General features: G+C 42.4%; 15 protein-coding genes. 4 read left to right on the top strand and 11 right to left on the bottom strand.

Going from position 1 to position 17,179, the window contains the following annotated elements; translation table 11 throughout:
• Positions 1–52 precede the first annotated feature (52 nt).
• On the bottom strand, positions 53–742 hold the full coding sequence (locus tag HUJ22_RS09235) for an ABC transporter ATP-binding protein (protein WP_290876477.1): 690 nt from the start codon (positions 740–742) through the stop codon (positions 53–55).
• Between the two features lie 129 nt (positions 743–871).
• Here HUJ22_RS09235 and HUJ22_RS09230 point away from each other — a divergent pair, with 129 nt between their 5' ends.
• Entirely contained in the window at positions 872–1,228 is a 357-nt protein-coding gene (locus tag HUJ22_RS09230) for a four helix bundle protein (RefSeq protein ID WP_290876475.1), read from the top strand.
• Between the two features lie 71 nt (positions 1,229–1,299).
• Here HUJ22_RS09230 and HUJ22_RS09225 read toward each other — a convergent pair whose 3' ends face one another.
• Complete coding sequence (locus tag HUJ22_RS09225; protein WP_290876473.1) at positions 1,300–2,550, bottom strand: efflux RND transporter periplasmic adaptor subunit; 1,251 nt, start codon at positions 2,548–2,550, stop codon at positions 1,300–1,302.
• Between the two features lie 394 nt (positions 2,551–2,944).
• Here HUJ22_RS09225 and HUJ22_RS09220 point away from each other — a divergent pair, with 394 nt between their 5' ends.
• The 3 genes from HUJ22_RS09220 to HUJ22_RS09210 all read left to right on the top strand — a co-directional run bounded on the left by HUJ22_RS09220 (position 2,945) and on the right by HUJ22_RS09210 (position 6,068).
• On the top strand, positions 2,945–3,199 hold the full coding sequence (locus HUJ22_RS09220; protein WP_290876471.1) for a four helix bundle protein: 255 nt from the start codon (positions 2,945–2,947) through the stop codon (positions 3,197–3,199).
• 85 nt (positions 3,200–3,284) lie between these two features.
• Complete coding sequence (locus HUJ22_RS09215) at positions 3,285–4,670, top strand: sigma-54 dependent transcriptional regulator (protein ID WP_290876469.1); 1,386 nt, start codon at positions 3,285–3,287, stop codon at positions 4,668–4,670.
• Between the two features lie 27 nt (positions 4,671–4,697).
• Entirely contained in the window at positions 4,698–6,068 is a 1,371-nt protein-coding gene (locus tag HUJ22_RS09210; protein ID WP_290876467.1) for a HAMP domain-containing sensor histidine kinase, read from the top strand.
• 352 nt (positions 6,069–6,420) lie between these two features.
• Here the strand turns inward: HUJ22_RS09210 and HUJ22_RS09205 are convergent, their stop codons facing one another.
• From HUJ22_RS09205 to HUJ22_RS09165, 9 genes are all read right to left on the bottom strand, one after another.
• Entirely contained in the window at positions 6,421–9,693 is a 3,273-nt protein-coding gene (locus HUJ22_RS09205; RefSeq protein ID WP_290876465.1) for an amidohydrolase family protein, read from the bottom strand.
• Between the two features lie 93 nt (positions 9,694–9,786).
• Positions 9,787–10,554: an enoyl-CoA hydratase/isomerase family protein gene (locus HUJ22_RS09200; protein ID WP_290876463.1), complete on the bottom strand. Its 768-nt coding sequence runs from the start codon at positions 10,552–10,554 to the stop codon at positions 9,787–9,789.
• Between the two features lie 53 nt (positions 10,555–10,607).
• Positions 10,608–10,973, bottom strand: a complete 366-nt coding sequence (locus HUJ22_RS09195) for a four helix bundle protein (RefSeq protein WP_290876461.1) — start codon at positions 10,971–10,973, stop codon at positions 10,608–10,610.
• Positions 10,974–11,071: 98 nt separating this feature from the next.
• On the bottom strand, positions 11,072–13,114 hold the full coding sequence (gene paaZ / locus HUJ22_RS09190; protein ID WP_290876459.1) for a phenylacetic acid degradation bifunctional protein PaaZ: 2,043 nt from the start codon (positions 13,112–13,114) through the stop codon (positions 11,072–11,074).
• 58 nt (positions 13,115–13,172) lie between these two features.
• On the bottom strand, positions 13,173–13,793 hold the full coding sequence (locus HUJ22_RS09185) for a transferase hexapeptide repeat family protein (protein WP_290876457.1): 621 nt from the start codon (positions 13,791–13,793) through the stop codon (positions 13,173–13,175).
• Positions 13,794–13,878: 85 nt separating this feature from the next.
• Positions 13,879–15,084, bottom strand: a complete 1,206-nt coding sequence (gene pcaF, locus HUJ22_RS09180; RefSeq protein WP_290876455.1) for a 3-oxoadipyl-CoA thiolase — start codon at positions 15,082–15,084, stop codon at positions 13,879–13,881.
• 33 nt (positions 15,085–15,117) lie between these two features.
• Positions 15,118–15,429: a four helix bundle protein gene (locus HUJ22_RS09175; RefSeq protein WP_290876454.1), complete on the bottom strand. Its 312-nt coding sequence runs from the start codon at positions 15,427–15,429 to the stop codon at positions 15,118–15,120.
• 30 nt (positions 15,430–15,459) lie between these two features.
• A complete protein-coding gene (gene paaI / locus HUJ22_RS09170) occupies positions 15,460–15,879 on the bottom strand; it encodes a hydroxyphenylacetyl-CoA thioesterase PaaI (protein WP_290876453.1) in 420 nt (139 codons plus the stop codon).
• Positions 15,880–15,965: 86 nt separating this feature from the next.
• Complete coding sequence (locus HUJ22_RS09165; protein WP_290876452.1) at positions 15,966–17,138, bottom strand: 3-hydroxyacyl-CoA dehydrogenase NAD-binding domain-containing protein; 1,173 nt, start codon at positions 17,136–17,138, stop codon at positions 15,966–15,968.
• Between the last annotated feature and the right edge of the window lie 41 nt (positions 17,139–17,179).

The raw sequence follows: 17,179 nt of genomic DNA, 5'->3' as shown, positions 1-17,179 counted from the left end.
GTTTTATCGATCTTGAAAAAACTGAAAGCTGATCGCTGACGGCTGAGAGCTCCTAAACATGAAACCCTTCCTGCATATTCTCGGTCACTACGTGGCCATCGAATAAGTGGATTACGCGTCGGGCGTAGTCGGCGTCGTGGGGGGAGTGGGTTACCATCACAATGGTAGTTCCGGCTTCATTGAGTTCTGCGAGGAGCTTCATGACTTCATCACCGTGGTCAGAATCCAGGTTACCGGTCGGCTCATCAGCGAGAATGAGTTTGGCATTGGCTACCACGGCACGAGCAATGGCAACGCGCTGTTGCTGTCCACCCGAAAGCTGTTGGGGAAAGTGATTACGGCGATGCATCATGCCCATTCTTTCTAATGCCGTTTCCACTTTTTCTTTTCGTTCAGCAGAATCAACACCCAGATACAGCAGCGGAAGTTCCACATTTTCAAATACCGTGAGTTCGTCAATCAGGTTAAAGCTCTGGAAAATGAAACCGATATTTCCTTTACGAAGCTGGGCTCGTTCCCGTTCTGAATGAGTTGAGATTTCGTGATCCAGAAAATGATATTCTCCATCAGTGGGATTATCCAGCAGCCCCATAATATTCAGCAGGGTAGATTTCCCGCATCCCGAAGGACCCATAATAGCTACAAATTCCCCTTCATTTATTTCGAGGTTTACGTTGCTCAAGGCTGTGGTTTCTACCTCTTCAGTAGTGTAAACTTTTTTAAGGTTCTTGGTTTTAATCATGGTTTTTGGCTTTTAGTTGTTGGTCTTTTAAAAATTTTTGTAAGGAATTTAGTTTTCAATGCTCTAACTATAAAGCTTTCAGACTTCAGCTATCAGCTATTTTTAATTCAAAATTTAAATATCAATCATATGAGAGATTTTCGAAAACTTTCGGTTTGGAAAAAGAGCCATCAGTTAACATTGGCGATTTATAAATCCACAGTTTTTTATCCAAAAGAAGAAATGTATGGGTTGACCAATCAGATGCGTAGATCTGCTTCATCTGTTCCGTCAAACATTGCAGAAGGGTGCGGTAGAAACACTCAATCGCAATTGGCTCATTTCTTGAATATTGGAATGGGATCAGCATCAGAATTAGAATATCAGTTGATACTATCCAAAGACTTGGGATTTATAAACGACCAAATTTTCAAAGAACACACTATGCAGGTGACCGAGGTAAAACGAATGTTGACCTCACTTCACCAGAAAGTAAGCAGTGACTAAGCGATCAGACTTCAGCTCTCAGCATTTGTATGTTTAGGAAATACTGAAAGCTGAAGTCTGATAGCTGACAGCTACTCCAGCACTAAAACTTCATTATCTCCAAAAGTGTCGTAACTCGATGTAATTACTTTCTCACCCGGCTCCAGCCCAAACTGCACTTCAAAGTACTCAGGATTCTGCCGACCTAATCTAATATCTCTTCGGTACGCTTTCCTCTCATCTTCTTTAACTACAAATACCCAGTTTCCTCCGGTGGTTTGATAAAATCCGCCTCTGGGAATCTGTATCGCACTGGCCGATTCACCCAATTCCAGGCGTATTCTCAATGTTTGTCCGCGGCGTAAGTTTTGCGGAGCTTCCCCCACAAATTCCATATCCACTTCAAACTGTCCATTATTAATGACGGGATAAATTTTGGTAATCACCAGTTCATGGGTTTGTCCGTCAAAGGTAAACGATCCGTTTAGGCCCTGTACAATTCGGGAGAGATGATATTCATCAATGGCTACTCGCACTTTATAACTGTCCAGGATATCGACTTGTCCGATGCGCTCACCGGATGATATGGACTGCCCTTGGTTTAGTTCAATAGTACTTAACTGGCCGGATATGGGTGCCGTAACAGCTAAATTGTTCAGAATTTGCTGCACTGCTTCCAGGTTTTGAAACATGCGCTGCTCCGAGTTGTTAAGCTGACGCATTTGGGTAATGGTTTGAACCGAGTCCTTTTTAAATGACTCATAGGTTAATTCATATCGGCGTTTCTGATATTCGTAATTTTCTTTAGTGGTTAGAAATTCTTCTTCTGAGATTAAATCGCGCTCAATCAATTTTTGTTGTCGTTCATACTGAGCTTTAAGGATCTCCATTTGAGATTTTGCATTGGCCAACTGCTCTTGAAGTCGTAATGTATTTTGCTCCAGATTGAGCCGTGAATTCCGGACGTTATTTATTTGATCATACAGCCCGGAAGTTTGTTGCATCACCTGTAATTGCAGGCTGGAATTGGTAAGCGTTAAAATAGTATCGCCTTCTTCCACTATCGTTCCGGATTCGAGGAATACTTCCTGAACCACTCCACCCTCAATAGCATCCAGGTAAATGGTCTGTATAGGTTGAACCGCCCCGGTTACTTGTATGAATTCCTGAAAGGTGTCTTCCCGGACTTCTGATATGGTAATCTTATCCCGTTCAACATTCAGGGTAGAGCGTATATCCATAAACCAAAAAGCATAAATGCTCAAACTTACGAAAGCAATTATGCCGGATATCATCAGGATGCGTTTTAGCGTCCAGGTCTTCTTCTCAATTTTTCGATCCATTCCCATGTGGTAAAAAGCCTTTATTTATATAAGTAATGTATATTTTGAGTTCGTTGCCGCTGATTTAAAAGCTACAATCTTTTGATCATACGATTAAATGAGGTTTTTGATACGAACTATTTCAATTAACGTGCCAAACTAAGCTAACCCCTCATAAAAGTGAAATAGGTGTGATAATTAATAAAATAATGTTCACATTCCAACAGCAGGTGTTCGATATTGAACAGTTTAATTATGCCAACACACTGATAAGACTAATTTAAAGGCCAAATGTTACAACTGGTACGAAATTCGCATAGAGATTAGCACAGAGGGTAATGCGCAAGGCGTTTTAATATTAACTAACTCTTCGAGGTACAAATATGGCAAAATTTAGATTTCAAGATTTAGAGGTATGGCAATTGAAATTGCTAAAGAATTATTTGAGATAGTAGATAAATTGGAAAGAATGAAGCTTTATAGATTTGCAGACCAACTCAGAGGTCCAGGATTGAGTATGTTAAACAATATATCAGAAGGGTCCGGTTCAGGATATAAGAAAACCTTTTTTCGCTATTTAGATATTGCGAGGAGTTCGACTTTTGAAAATGCGAACATCACCATCGTACTTCAAAGAAGGGGAATCATTAAGAAAGAAAAAGAAGAATAACTTTTAGACCGATTAGATCATTTAAGCAGAAAAATAACCAACTTTCAGAAAACTTTATAGGAACCATGTGCAGAGCGCTTAGCGCATGGCGAAAACCATGAAAAAAACCGGACGAATTTTAGTTGTTGACGATGATACGGATGTACTGAATGCAGCTCGTCTTTATCTCAAACAACATGTCGAAAAAGTAGATGTGGAGAGCAATCCAAAGCTTATCCCCGCACTGATGAAAGAATATGATTATGATGTTATTCTCCTGGATATGAATTTCCATGAAGATGTAAGCAGCGGTGAGGAAGGGTTTTACTGGCTTGAGAAAATACTGGAAGACGATCCGGAAATGGCGGTGGTTTTAATTACCGCCTATGGAGATGTGGAAAAAGCAGTACAAGCAGTTAAAAAAGGAGCTTCCGATTTTGTATTGAAGCCCTGGCAAAATGAAAAATTGCTTACAACTGTGACTTCTGCGATGAATCTTAGTCGCTCAAAACGGGATTCTCAAAGGCTCCGTACTCAAAATGCAGCTTTGAAAGCAGATATGGAGCAGCCCTATCAAAATATTATAGGTAAAAGCAGGGCGATGGAGCAGGTTTTTCAGACTATTGAAAAAGTAGCGAAGACGGACGCTAACGTGCTCATAACCGGAGAAAACGGAACTGGAAAGGAATTGGTGGCACGGGCTTTACACCGGCGCTCAAACCGAAATGATAATGCCTTTATAACGGTAGATATGGGAGCACTTTCCGAAAGTTTATTTGAAAGTGAATTGTTTGGCCATGAAAAAGGAGCTTTCACTGATGCCAAAGAATCCCGGGCCGGAAGGTTTGAAATTGCTACAGGCGGTACACTTTTCCTGGATGAAATCGGGAATTTACCCATTCAGCTACAGCCTAAATTACTTTCAGCGCTTCAGACGCATGAAATTAGAAGAATAGGGTCTAATAAGATGATCAAAATCGATATAAGGCTGATTTGTGCAACGAACGTAGCACTTGCTGAAATGGTGGAAAAGAAGGAATTCCGACAGGATTTACTCTATCGGATTAACACCATTGAGATTAAACTTCCGCCATTGCGAGAACGTACCGAAGATATTCCTTTATTGGCCGAATATTTCCTGAAAAAATATCGAACCAAATATAAAAAGGAAATTATGGGTGTTACGAATCAGGCGATGGATCATTTGAAGGAACATCACTGGCCGGGGAATATTCGGGAATTGGAACACGCTGTTGAGCGGGCAATCATTATGACCGATGAGAAGCATCTCCAAAAAGGAGATTTCCTGCTAACCTCTGTTTCAGGGAATGACCGCCACCTTCCGGTAGCGGGGTTGAATCTGGAGGAAGTTGAAAAAACAGTGATTCGAAAAGCACTCGATAAACATGAAGGAAATATCTCTCATGCTGCCGATGAGTTGGGCTTGACACGGGCTTCACTGTACCGGAGACTGGAAAAATATGGCATTTAAAAGCGTTCAGCTAAAGAATGAAAAAATATGAGCTTTTATAAGAATTTCAGAATCGGAGTCATCGTCCGGATTTTACTGTTGGCAACAACCTTGCTGCTGCTGATGTACCTGATCCTGGAAACCCAGTATTATGTGAGCATAGCAATTCTTACAGTTGTGGTAGGTGGACAGATTGTGACGCTTATCAAATACCTGGAGCGTACAAATGTATTGTTGACTCGTTTTCTGGAAGCTATTCAGTATTCTGATTTCACCGGTTCATTCAGGAATCATAATTTAGGGAGTAATTTCGATGAGCTGAATGAATCTTTCAGCAGAGTGATTGAGCGATTTAAAGAAGAAAGAAGTGAAAAAGAAGAGAGCATTCGTTATTTGGAAACGGTAGTTCAGCACATTGGAATAGGGCTGGTATGTTTTAACGGAAAAGGAGAGGTAGTTTTGTTGAATACTGCCGCCAAACGATTATTTAAAGTGGCTACACTTAGAAAGACTGAGTCATTGTTAGAAATTTCGGAAACGCTCTACACTGCGGTTCAAAAATTAAAGGGAGGAAATCGGAGTCTGACTCGTCTTTCCATCCAAAATGAGACATTGCAATTGGCAATGTATGCTACAGAATTCCGTATGCGGGATGAGGCTTATAAATTGGTTTCATTTCAAAATATTCATACTGAGTTGGAAGAAAAAGAGATGGAAGCATGGCAAAATCTGACTCAGGTTTTGGCACATGAAATTATGAACTCCATTACTCCCATTTCATCACTTTCAAGTACCGTGAAGATGTTGCTGGAAGAGCGCTTAAGCACTGAAAAAGAGTCTGTTGAGCTAAATACAGAAATGATTGAAGATGTTACCGATGCTTTGAATACCATCAGCAATCGAAGCCAGGGCCTGATGCGTTTTGTGAATTCTTATAGAGATTTTACTCAAATTCCTGAACCCCAGTTCGATTTTTTTAAGGTGAGGGAAGTACTGAATCGGACAGCCAGTCTTATGGAAATGCAGGCGAAAGAAGAAGGAGTTCAAATTAATATCGAGGTTGAACCGGAAAGCCTTGAGCTTACGGCTGATCCGCATTTGGTGGAACAGGTACTCATAAATTTAGTGAAGAATGCTATTCGGGTTTTATCAGAACAGAAGGATGGCATAATTTGGATGAGGGGAAAAATAGAAGAATCCGGAAAGGTCATCATTCAAATTCAGGACAATGGCCCGGGGATTAAAAAAGCCATGTCGGAAAAGGTTTTCATTCCCTTTTATACGGTGGGAGGGAATGGGAAATCCAGAGGATCCGGAATTGGATTAAGCCTTTCTCGTCAAATCATGAGACTGCATGGCGGAAGTTTGATTTTAAACTCTGAAAAAGGGAAGGGGTCTACGTTTACTATGCGGTTTTAGAAAATCGCTATTAAGTCGGAACTAGCACAAGGGGACTTATGAACAGGTTCGGGAATTTGTAGTAGCCTCTTATTGAAATTCAGATTTAATGGTCATCAAAGACAGCCCTCTCTCTGGATTCCACCAAGCTGAATCCGATTTCTCTCCGAAGAGAGACAGGGTCTTGGCAGATCAAAGTGTTTAGCCTCCTTCCACTTGGCTGCTAAGGCTAAGAACCTATGTCCCTTTGGAGGGACAGGAAGAATGAACTTGCTCATTACTTCCGGGGAGAATAGTCAGCCATCAGCCATAAAAAAACTGGTCCAAGTGGATGCTTGAACCAGTTTACGTTACTTAAAACTTGACTAACCAATTAGTGAGCACCAAAGCAAGTACACTGCAATCCGGCCGGAGCTATGGAATTGGCATGCCAGTCGAAGCGCTCATCATAACCGTCACGTTCCCACCAGAAAGGCAGTCGTTCGCGTTCTTGATTGCCCACTTCATTCATAGTGGCGGCATCAAATAACCGGCCATTCACCATGGTATGAGTCACAGAGTTAGTATTGCGAATATCTTCCAGCGGATTTTCATCAAGTACAACCAAGTCAGCAAGCTTGCCAACCTCAAGAGAACCAATTTCGTGATCCATTCCAAGGTAGTGTGCTCCATTTAATGTAGCTACTCTTAAAGCCTCCATATTGGTCATTCCACCTTGTTCAAACATCCAGAGTTCCCAATGAGCGCCAAGTCCTTGAAGCTGACCGTGAGCACCAAGGTTTACTTTAACACCGGCATCGGCAAGTAGTTTATCAGATTCGGCGGTGAGAATATGTCCGTTTTCGTATTCCTCATCAGGAATCATGGTGCGATGGCGTGAACGGGGATCTATTACACTTCGCGGAGTAAATGTGAGGAGTCGCTCATTTTCCCAGACATTGGTTTTTTGATACCAATAATACTCTCCACTCATACTTCCGTAATTGACAACATGTGTAGGTGTATAACCGGTTTCACTGGCGCCCCAAAGTTCTTGCACATCTTTGTAAAGCGGAACAACAGGGACATTGTGCTCAATTCCGGTATGGCCATCCAAAATCATACTCATGTTATGAGTGAATGTGGAACCTCCTTCGGGAACTACCAGCATCTCCAGCTCTTTGGCGGCTTTAATAACTTGTTGACGTTGTTCACGTCTTGGTTGGTTATAGCTTTTCACAGAAAAAGCTCCCCATGCTTTCGTTCGTTTTAATGCAAACAGGGCATCTTCATAACTGTTAATCTCGGTTTTGATGGATCCATCAGCTCCGTATAAAATCACTCCGGTAGAAAAAACGCGAGGCCCAACCATATTCCCTGCCTTGATGGCTTCGGAATGAGAGAAAATCATTTCAGAATTGGAAGAAGGGTCATGAACGGTGGTAACGCCGTAAGCCAGGTTTGCAAAATACTCCCACTGTTGCTGCGGGCTGACACCCAATCGAAAATTTCCAACATGGGCATGAACATCAACAATACCCGGCATAATAGTTTTTCCGGAGGCATCAATTACTTTAGCATTGGCGGGGACTTCAACATCGGTTCCAATTGCAGAAATTCGATTTCCGTCAACCACAATTGAGCCGCTTTCAATTACAGTATCGCCTTTCATGGTGATAATCCTGGCGTTGGTGAAAGCGATGATTCCTTCAGGGACGTAACTTTCTAAATCCAGTTCCAGCTTTTGTCCTTGGGTGGGAGGTTCCGGCAATGAATCCGGTGCCCCTTCAACAAATTCAAAAGTATCTTTTAAATCTACGGTAAAATATTCTTCACCGAGGGTCCAGTGAATTTTTTCGCTGTCGGAAGACCAATGCATATGATATCCGGCTTCTGAAGACACCTGTTTTACCGGGATAGATTTGGTGTTAGGATTCAGTTCTATTGTTTTTCCGGTTTTAGGGATAGGTGCTAAATATACTTTGTGGAGGTTGGAAAAAGCCATCCAGTTTCCATCAGGACTTGGCGCAAATTCATGTCCGTAACTGGAGGTGAAGTGGGTGCGTTCATCTTCTCCCTGCAGGTTCACACTTTTGTATGATTTATTGATGGCTCCAAAAATATATCCGCCTGATTGGTAATAAATACGATCGCCTTCAGGGTTGAACTGGGGCAAGGCTCCTTCATCAGTGACCATAGTTGCAGAACCGCCGCTGGTTGGAATGGTATAAATTCCGGGGTTTAGGGTGTGAACAAATCCCTGTTGGCCATTTCCGCTTTCTTTCCGGAAGACAATAGTGTTGCCATCCGGAGAAAAAGAAGGTTCCCGGTAAATACCTTTATCGGAAGTTATTTTTCTTGGGGTTGCAGGCTGTGGCCCTTCATTCAATTCTACTATGTTTATAGCCCCCATATCTTCATCATTCCAGGAAACATAAACCACTGATTCTCCATCCGGAGAGAAAGAGGGCTCAAATTCAAAATTATCGGAGTTGGTAACTCGTTTCGGGGTGCCATCGGGTAGCATTTTACTCCAAAGATGCCCTGCTGCACTCCATACCAAAGTTCGACCATCGGCTGAAGTTCTAAGTTGACGAACAGCCTTTACACGAAACTCTTCCGGTGCAATATCCTGTTGAAAACGAACAGCTTCTACAATGTTATGTGAAGACTCAGCTTCAAATGGAATGATTTCAGACTCACCGGTCTGTGTATCAATTTTGTTGATTTTACCGTTAGCCCAGGCGATAATGTGCCGATTGTCAGGCAGCCAGTTAAAGTTGGGATATACTCCAAAAATGGCCCATGCTTCCTGCTGGTCTTTGCTCATATTTTCATAAACAGGCCATTCTCGTCCGGTATGCAGATCCCTCAAAAATAAAACAGATTTGGTGCGAACCCGACGGACAAAAGCTAGTGTTTCACCATTAGGAGAAATCTGGGAGCGAACGGCCCCACCATTTCCGCCGGTTACGGTTTCAATATCTCCTTCCTCACGATCGTATCGTTTTATGGCATAAATTTGGCTGTTTGGGTCTTTGTTATACTGAAAATATCCGCCCGGATATACATCCTGACTATAATATATGTAACGTCCATCAGGAGAAACCCATGGCTCGCCTATATCCTGTTGTTCATTGGCCTTTTCAACTAATTGAATTCCACTTCCCCCACTTTTGTGATACATCCATATTTCACCGGCACCCAAGGAGCGGGTTGATGAAAAATGTTTTTTAGCAATGATGTATTCTCCATCAGGGGTCCAAACGGCATTGTTTAATAATCTGAAATTTTCTTCGGTTATTTGTGTAGCATTTTGGCCATCAGCATCCATCATCCAAATATTATCACCGCCTCCGGCATCGCTGGTAAATAGAATTTTACTGCCATCAGGGCTGAAACGAGGCTGTATCTCATATGCATTCCCGCCACGCAATAAAGTTGCCTGGCCACCTGTGATTGGCATGATATAAATGTCTCCCAACAAGTCGAATACAATCTGATTCCCGTCAGGGCTTACATCCAAATTCATCCAGGTTCCCTCATCCGTTGTGAAGTTCAATTCAGTTGAGTCTCCCAAATCGGGATTTGTCACGTCCCAATCATCTTGAGCATAAGAAAATGTGAAAGCAAAAAGCAGAGTAAAAAACGTAAGGTAAATTTTCATGGCGGTAAAGTATTTTGAATTTAGACGAGTATAATAATTATTGAAGTTAAATACGTTAAACCAGGTTTTGAAAAGAAAAGGAGAAATTTAAAACTAAGATTTAGTTTTAAACTTTTTGATAAAGTCTTTGGTGAAATCTGACAACACCAGTCGTCCGCTTATTTCAGCTCGTTGTTCCAAAAGTAAATCCCAATCTTCAGAACCTTTCCAAAGAACGGCTTTCAAATCACGCATAGCTTCGGGGCTGCTTTTTGAAAGCTGGTTTGCTAATTCAAGCACAGCCTGATCCAGCTCTTCAGTTTCATCAAAAACTTTGTTGAAAAGCCCATTGTCAAGTGCCCATTTTGAATTGTACCAATTAGCAGCATCAATGGATAAAGCAGAAAAAGCACTTTTTCCGATTTTTCGCTCTACCGCAGGACCTACAACAAACGGTCCGATTCCCAAAGCCAGTTCACTAAGTTTTATGGAAGCATCTTTTTTAGCAAAGGTATAATCTCCTGCAGCAGCAATCCCAACTCCCCCGCCTACGGTTTTTCCATGAACCCGTACTATGATCAGCTTAGAACATGTTCGCATGGCATTGAGGACGAGTGCAAATCCCATAAAGAATTTTTTTCCTGCTGGATAATCTTCAATCGCTATCAATTCATCAAAAGAAGCCCCTGCACAAAAAGCACCTTCTCCGCGACTTTTGATTACGACAACTCTTATATCATTATTTTCTCCCGTTGAGGTAATGGTTTCTGCCAATTTCCGAAGAACAGCTCCCGGCAGCGAATTACCTTTTGGATGATAAAATTCAATAGTTCCAATACCGTTTTCAATGGTTAGATTTACAGCTCCGTTTTGCTCACTCATTATTTACTCTGATGTTTAATTAAATATTTTCTTTAAAAATGAGAATTCAGAAGTCAGGATTCTGAATTCAGAATGGCCTTATAATAGCCATCTAGCAATCGACTCACTTCTTCCAATAAATTATTTAAATGATCTGAATCTCCATATTTTAAATCTTTGGCAAGAATAATGTAGTATCTGCATTCTTCTAAAGAGCCGTGTGAGATATTTAAGAATCGCATGGTATCTTTTGGGCCTCGTTTTTTAAATCCTTCTGCAATATTTGCAGGGATGGATATAGCAGCTCGTCTAAATTGTGAAGTCAATCCATAAAGCTCATGCTTTGGAAAATTCATAGTGTATCTGTAGGTTTTTAAAACAAATTGATGAGCTTTCTGCCACACAATTAAATCGCGAAAGGTCTTAGCTGGTTGTCTCATTGTACTTACCTGTTTAATTCTGATTTCTGAATCCTGACTTCTGAATTCTATACAGTAAGAGCAATGAAATAGGAAAACCTTACAAAATTTAAAATTTCTTAGACCTCATCAATATCCAACTTATGTTTTCTCTTTATCAATGTCAGTATGGTATACTCGGCAACCAACACGTCATCCTGATTGGTCACTTCCACATCCCAATAAACCACTCCGAAAGGAAATTTATCATCCTTTTTCTGCTGGCGGACATTCTTCCGTTTTAATATCAACTTAGCCTGAATGGTGTCACCGGGAGCCACAGGAGCTATAAACCGGAGGTTTTCTAAACCATAATTCAGCATGACCGGCCCTTCATCAGGATGGACAAATAATCCTGCTGTGGCGGATAAAATGAAATAACCATGAGCAACAATTTTACCAAAAAGGGATCTTGAAGCTGCTTCAGGATCAGTGTGCGCATAAAAATGATCACCGCTTAGTTCTGCGAAATCTTCCACATCCTGGTCAGTGACCGTGCGCTTTTTTGTAGTTAATGCTTCTCCAACTTCCAGCTCCTCAAAATATTTTTGAAACGGGTGTTTGTCAGATTCATGTGTTTCCGCTCCTTTAATATGCTGCTTAACGATATTTCGAAGTGTAGTCGGTGAACCCTGCAAGGCAATGCGCTGCATGTTGTGAAGAACGGCTCTTGCTCCACCCAGTTCCTCTCCACCTCCGGCATGACCAGGGCCACCGTGAACCAGGGAGGCAATGGGGGAGCCATGGCCGGTAGATTCTCCAGCCGAGTTTTTGTTGATGACCATGAAACGGCCGTGATAAGGAGCACAACCCATTGTGATTTCATGAGCAATTTCATCATCGGCGGTAAAAAGCGATCCGACTAACGAGCCATTGGCTTTGTTGGCCAGGTTAATGGCCTCTTGGGTATTCTTGTAAGGCATCACAGTGGTCATAGGGCCAAAGGCTTCCAGCTGGTGAACATTATCTACCTGCATTGGCTTATGACAAACCAGTACTCTTGGATTTGTAAAAGCCCCGTTTTGTTCCCCGCTGGCAGTATAAACGGTTTCTGTAATTTCGGATAATTGCTGAAGTTGTTCTTCAAATCGTTCGGCTTGAAGGGTGCTTGCAAGCGGCCCCATCCGGGTGTCGTTCTGAGCCGGATCGCCTATAACGGTTTTGTCCAGCCGGGTTTTCAGGGCTTCAATGACTTCATCTATTCTATTTTCCGGTACAATTGTCCTGCGAATAGCCGTACATTTTTGTCCGGTTTTGACGGTCATTTCGTTGGCAACTTCTTTGATAAAGAGATCAAATTCCTCCATTCCGGGCGTAACATCTTCTCCCAAAATAGAACAGTTCAGGGAATCAGCCTCCAAATTAAAAGGTACGCTGTTGGCAATGATATTTGGATGAGCTTTTAGTTTTTTTCCTGTAGATGCCGAACCGGTGAACGCCACCATATCCTGACTGTTGAGGTGATCCAGGAGGTCGCCGGGTTTGTCGGCGGCTATGTATTGCACGGTTCCCTCGGGGAGGATGCCGGATTCCACGATGTCTCTAAAAACAGCCCAGGCAAGGTAGGAACTTGTTGGAGATGGTTTAACAATCACGGGCATTCCGGCAATAATAGCAGGAGCAAGTTTTTCCAGCATTCCCCATACCGGGAAGTTAAAAGCGTTAATATGTACGCCCACACCCCGCCTTGGAACACAAATATGTTGCCCCATGAAAGAACCTTTGCGGGAAAGTCGCTCTACCTCTCCTTCTACATGCCAGGGTAGGTCTGATAGCTCCCGCCGTGATTTACTGGAAATTCCGAAAGCGGTAAGTAATCCGCCCTCAATATCGATCCAGGAGTCCATCCGGGTAGCTCCGGTATTGGTGGATATCTCATAGTATTTCTCTTTTCGGTCCATCAGGTATTTCCCAAGGAACTTGATTTTGAAGGCTCTTTCGTGGATGCTCATTTCCCGGAGTTTGGAGCCGCCCACGGTTCGCGCATATTCCAGAGCAGACTTATAATCTATATCCGCTTCCACTATCTGAGCAATCGGCTCATTAGTGACTGCACTGATCAATTCACTTTCTTCACCTTCGGTTAACCATTTGCCTTGTATATAGCTGTGTACTTTAATCATTGATTTTAGCTTTAATATATTGGAACTCAGAAATCAGAATCCAGAACTCAGTTTGAGTCTATTCTGAGTTCTGACTCCTGAGTTCTGATTTCTTTTCTCCCCACGTCTCATATCCCATTTTCTGATCTTCACGATCTTTCGGAACCTTACGCAACGGCTCACATTCCTTTAAAGTTTCGTGCAATTCTTTGGGAAGTTGTTGATAGAGTTCCGTGCCTTTGGTTTTCCAAATGGCCATTTCATCGGTTACATCTTTCACGATCTTTGCCGGATTTCCAGCCACTACTTTTCGATCGGGAATTTCCATCCCTTCCGAGACAAAAGCCAAAGCACCGATTATCGATTCCTTGCCCACTTTTACGTTATCCATGACAACCGCATTCATCCCGATAAGACAATTTTCACCGAGTTCGGCTCCATGAATAATAGCTCCGTGTCCTACATGAGCACCCTCTTCCAAAATCACCGTCACTCCCGGAAACATATGGAGGGTGCAATTTTCCTGCACATTACATCCATCCTTGATTACGATCTTCCCCCAATCGCCACGAATAGCGGCTCCGGGACCGATGTACACATCCTTACCAATGATTACATTTCCCGTAACTGCCGCTTGCGGATGTACAAAAGCTGTTTCGTGAACAACTGGCTTATATCCGTTAAACTCATAAATTGCCATAATCGATTATTTATTGAAACTCAGACAGCACTAAGATTACACAAAGTTTGCAGAGAAAATACTTAACGTCCTTTGCGGTTAATTACTAAGTTTTTTCGAGAATAACTGCCATCCCTTGGCCAACACCAACACACAACATACACAATGCATACTTATGAGAATCTTTCTCGTGAAGTTCTATGGTAGCTGTTTGCAGTAATCGTTGTCCGGTCATTCCCAGGGGATGCCCAAGTGCAATTGCTCCGCCGTTAGGATTGAGCCGGTCATCGTCGTCATCCATTTCCAACATTCGGGTTACGCCGAGAGATTGCCCTGCAAAAGCTTCGTTCAATTCAATGACATCCATATCGTCTAATTTCATTCCAGCTCGTTTCAATACTTTTTGAGCTGCTTCAACCGGGCCCAGTCCCATAATTCGCGGTTCAATTCCTGAAACGGCATGAGCCACAATTCGGGCTTTGGGTTTCAATCCAAAATCTTTCACGGCTTGATCAGAAGCAATCAATAAGGCTCCGGCACCGTCATTTAGTCCGGATGCGTTTCCAGCCGTTACGGTTCCGTCTTTCTTAAAGGCCGGACGAAGCTTGGCAAGTACTTCAGCCGTGGTATCGGGACGCATGAATTCATCATGCTCAAACAGGTATGGATTCTGTTTTCTGCGAGGAATCTCTACCGGTACAATTTCTTTAGCAAGACGCCCTGAGTCGCGGGCAGCACCAGCTTTCTGCTGACTCCAGGCCGCGAACTTATCCTGATCTTCGCGGCTGATGTTGTGCATTTCAACAACATTCTCAGCCGTCATTCCCATCCCGTCAGTTCCGTACATTTCTTCCATTTTTGGGTTGATGAATCTCCATCCAAAAGTAGAGTCATGCATTTCGGTAGTTCCTGAGTATGGAGATGATCCCTTCCCGAGAACAATGGGGCCGCGGGTCATGTGTTCCACGCCGCCGGTAACAAACAAATCCCCTTCACCGGCTTTGATGGCGTGATAAGCTTTTACCGTCGCGCTCATTCCGGAAGCACATAATCGGTTTACTGTTTCACCCGGTACTGAAGTTGGAATTCCGGCTAACAATGAAGCCATTCGGGCCACATTCCGGTTATCCTCTCCGGCTTGATTGGCACAACCGAGTATCACGTCCTCAATCGTTTCCAAATCGATTTTTGGATTACGCTTAATGAGTTCCTTAATAGGGATAGCAGCAAGATCGTCAGCCCGAATAGGAGAAAGCGAGCCCTTTAGTTTTCCGATTGGGGTTCTGATTCCGTCAATGATGTATGCATCCATAGTATTTAGATAATAGTATTTAGTATTGAGAATTTATTTCAATGACTTTGAAAGTGAATAAATCATCTTTTGAATTTCGGTGATCTTTTCTGATAGCATTTTATAATGTTCATTTTCTAGTTCTGAGGCTGATCCATAAGCTATATGTAAAAAATGTTTGAATTCTTTTTTCGATTTTCTTCCAGCTCCTTCAGCAATATTTGAGCTGATAGATACTACACTTCTCCTTATTTGTGAAGTAAGGCCGAATTTTTCCTCGGCTGGAAAATTTTTAGTGTACCGATAGGCATCAGTAGCAAGATCTACTGCTTTTTGCCAAACGGTTAGTTCTTTAAACTGATGCATAATTTCTAAATACTAAATACTATTATCTAACTACTCAATACTATGACTTTTTCCCGTTCGATAGACCGTGCCTCGGAACTCAGCTACCAGCTCGTCATTTTGATTGGAGATGCTGACTTTATAAACGCCAATAGTTCGGCCATTTTGAAGTTCCTCGGTTTCAGCCGTGAGTATATCTCCAACACTGACTTTCTTTGTAAAGTTTATATTATTCTCCAGGGCAAGTGAAATGGGGCCTCTGGAATTTGATGCAAAAGCAAGGGCACTGTCTGCAAAGGAGAATGTGATTCCACCATGGCAAACCCCAAATCCATTGGTCATTTCTTTTCGAATAGTCATGGACAGCTTACAGTAACCCGGTTCCGACTCCAGAACCTCAATCCCCATCCACCGGGAGAAGGCATCATTGGAGAGCATGTGGTTTATTATGGAATGTGATTCTTTATTCATGGATTAATATTTGGGAACTTAGAAATAAGGAGTCAAAACCCAGAATTTTCCTCCCCCTGAGTTCTGAATTCAGGGTTCTGACTACTTTATTTATAAAAACTTATCTGCTCTGCCACCATTTTCTTTAGCAATGGATTTGGCCGATATCGATCTTCCCGGTACTTTACTTGAAGAGCGGTCATTCGGTCAAGAATATTTTTCAATCCGATCTCATCTCCCCATTTCAGTAAGCCTTTGGGATAGTTTACTCCGTTTTGCATTGCAAGATCGACATCTTCAATAGATGCAATATTCATAAAAACAGCATCACAGGCTTCATTAATCAGCATTGTTAAAATGCGATCAAAAATCTTTGTACCCAATTCTTTGTCTTTATCAGGTTCAGGGTTCTTGGCGCCTTCCCGGTAATCATAAAATCCACGCCCTGTTTTTCTTCCTAACCAGCCGGCTTCTACCATGCGTTTTTGGGCAAAGGAGGGTTTGAACCGGGGGTCATAATAAAATGCTTCAAATACAGAACAGGTTACTTCATAATTCACATCGTGACCAATGAGGTCCATCAACTCAAAAGGCCCCATGCGGAACCCACCGATTTCTTTCATGGCCCAGTCGATAGTGGCGGCATCAGCAATGCCTTCTTCATAAATTCTCAGTGCCTCCCCGTAAAAAGGCCTCGCTACACGATTCACGATAAATCCGGGGGTATCTTTTCCGGAAACAGTAATTTTATCCCATTCTTTGACAAATGTTTTAGTGGATTGAAATACATTCTCACCCGTAGCAATGCCCGGAATAATTTCCACTAATTTCATCAGTGGAGCCGGATTGAAAAAATGTACACCTAAAAATCGCTCAGGTTTCTTTAATGCAGATGAAATGGCGGCAATGGATAGGGAAGAGGTATTAGAAGCGAGCACACAATCTTTTGAGACAATACCTTCCAAACGGGCAAACGTGTCTTTTTTGATATCCAGGTCTTCGACAATAGCTTCAATTACAAAGCCACAGTCCCCAAACATGGTAATGCTGTCTACAAACTGGATACGATCTAAAATCCCATCAATTTCTTTTTGGGTCATTCGTTCTTTCTCAACCTGCCGGGCCAGAATACTTTCCAAGCCTGTCTTGGCCTTTTCCAATTGTTGTGGATAAGCATCATATAAATAGACTTGGTGTCCTTGGGTAGCAGCGACTTGGGCAATTCCTGTTCCCATGGTTCCGGCGCCGACCACGCCGATCTTGGTATCTTTAGGTATCATAGAAAATATTTGTTTAGCATCTGAAAAATCGATTCCAAGAT

Source organism: Gracilimonas sp. (genome assembly GCF_014762685.1).
Lineage (GTDB): Bacteria > Bacteroidota > Rhodothermia > Balneolales > Balneolaceae > Gracilimonas.
The sequence above is the reverse complement of the archived record's forward strand: the minus strand, read 5'-3'. Positions and strand labels throughout refer to the sequence as shown.

Excerpts from the sequence above, each read along its gene's own strand:
- HUJ22_RS09165 (WP_290876452.1), bottom strand. The coding sequence starts at position 17,138 with ATGATACCTAAAGATACCAAGATCGGCGTGGTCGGCGCCGGAACCATG.
- HUJ22_RS09215 (WP_290876469.1), top strand. The coding sequence starts at position 3,285 with ATGGCGAAAACCATGAAAAAAACCGGACGAATTTTAGTTGTTGACGAT.
- paaZ (WP_290876459.1), bottom strand. The coding sequence starts at position 13,114 with ATGATTAAAGTACACAGCTATATACAAGGCAAATGGTTAACCGAAGGT.
- HUJ22_RS09175 (WP_290876454.1), bottom strand. The coding sequence starts at position 15,429 with ATGCATCAGTTTAAAGAACTAACCGTTTGGCAAAAAGCAGTAGATCTT.
- HUJ22_RS09185 (WP_290876457.1), bottom strand. The coding sequence starts at position 13,793 with ATGGCAATTTATGAGTTTAACGGATATAAGCCAGTTGTTCACGAAACA.
- HUJ22_RS09225 (WP_290876473.1), bottom strand. The coding sequence starts at position 2,550 with ATGGATCGAAAAATTGAGAAGAAGACCTGGACGCTAAAACGCATCCTG.
- paaI (WP_290876453.1), bottom strand. The coding sequence starts at position 15,879 with ATGAATAAAGAATCACATTCCATAATAAACCACATGCTCTCCAATGAT.
- HUJ22_RS09205 (WP_290876465.1), bottom strand. The coding sequence starts at position 9,693 with ATGAAAATTTACCTTACGTTTTTTACTCTGCTTTTTGCTTTCACATTT.
- HUJ22_RS09220 (WP_290876471.1), top strand. The coding sequence starts at position 2,945 with ATGGCAATTGAAATTGCTAAAGAATTATTTGAGATAGTAGATAAATTG.
- HUJ22_RS09200 (WP_290876463.1), bottom strand. The coding sequence starts at position 10,554 with ATGAGTGAGCAAAACGGAGCTGTAAATCTAACCATTGAAAACGGTATT.
- HUJ22_RS09210 (WP_290876467.1), top strand. The coding sequence starts at position 4,698 with ATGAGCTTTTATAAGAATTTCAGAATCGGAGTCATCGTCCGGATTTTA.
- HUJ22_RS09235 (WP_290876477.1), bottom strand. The coding sequence starts at position 742 with ATGATTAAAACCAAGAACCTTAAAAAAGTTTACACTACTGAAGAGGTA.
- pcaF (WP_290876455.1), bottom strand. The coding sequence starts at position 15,084 with ATGGATGCATACATCATTGACGGAATCAGAACCCCAATCGGAAAACTA.
- HUJ22_RS09195 (WP_290876461.1), bottom strand. The coding sequence starts at position 10,973 with ATGAGACAACCAGCTAAGACCTTTCGCGATTTAATTGTGTGGCAGAAA.
- HUJ22_RS09230 (WP_290876475.1), top strand. The coding sequence starts at position 872 with ATGAGAGATTTTCGAAAACTTTCGGTTTGGAAAAAGAGCCATCAGTTA.